The organism is Nioella ostreopsis, from assembly GCF_004000255.1.
Taxonomy (GTDB): Bacteria; Pseudomonadota; Alphaproteobacteria; order Rhodobacterales; family Rhodobacteraceae; genus Nioella; species Nioella ostreopsis.
Window position 1 is genome coordinate 1 of record NZ_RCIQ01000078.1, and the last position, 936, is coordinate 936.

The 936-nt window shown below is 59.6% G+C and carries 1 protein-coding gene; it reads right to left on the reverse strand.

Annotated features, from left to right (window positions below; genetic code table 11):
- Positions 1 to 194: 194 nt before the first annotated feature.
- Positions 195 to 887, reverse strand: a complete 693-nt coding sequence (locus tag EP237_RS22875) for a UPF0149 family protein (protein WP_127563111.1) — start codon at positions 885 to 887, stop codon at positions 195 to 197.
- Between the last annotated feature and the right edge of the window lie 49 nt (positions 888 to 936).

Consider the following 936-nt stretch of genomic DNA (forward strand, 5'->3'; position numbering starts at 1 on the left):
CCGAGTTCTTCAACAGAATCCGCCCGACCTGTTGGAACGGTGAAGGCCGACCAGAAGCTCGGATCGTGCCTTCTGGGTCGGAACCGGTCGGCCGCTACACCTCGCGCCGAAGCTGGCATTGGCTTGCAAGCTGCTGACCTGCGATTCTTGGCATTCTACCGAACACAAGCTGAGATCAATGCACCACAGTGCGATCAGTTGCTCCCGCAGCAGTGCTTGTATTTGCGGCCAGACCCGCAGGGGCAGGGGGTGTTTCTACCCACTTTATTGCCCTGAAACGGTGCGTGGGATTGGTTTGCTGCGGCCCAGTTCGGGAAAGGATCAGATTTCGTTCCGGATTTGGTCCATGCGTTGAGGGTGAGGACCAGGTTCGGAATGAGATCCGGGGCCTCTTCGGTCAGGGTTTTGATGGAGGCTTCTGGCAGATCGCTTTGGCCTTCTGCAATGTCGTAGAGCGCAAGCATCATGTTGACGGATGCGGCCGCCTCTTCATCACCGCTTTTCACGATGCGCTCCCAAGCGTCCGGGCGAAGGCGCATGGCGCGCTCAAATCCGGAACACCAGGACTCCCACAGGACTTCTCCGGTCCGTTGGTCCTCGTCATAAAGCGGGCCGTAGTCAGCAGCCGGTGGCGTCAGGGACTGCGCGACATCGTTGTAGTGCCGCATGATCAGGTCAGTCGCCAGTTGAACATCTGCGAGGGCCTCGAATTGCTCTGTGTTCTCGCCCCACACGCAGGTCAACCATTCCCCGGGCATGATCATCTCGGGGCACACCACCAGCCCCGCGCAGAAGCCGTCGAATTCGCTGAGAAGCATGCCGTCGTCATCCATGGGAAGGGACAACAGCAGGGCGTCCAGCCGGTGCAGGTCATCATCGCTCAGCATGCGTGCGTTCCGTTGCTCACAGGTCTCTAGAACGTCTCGACCCAAGGCC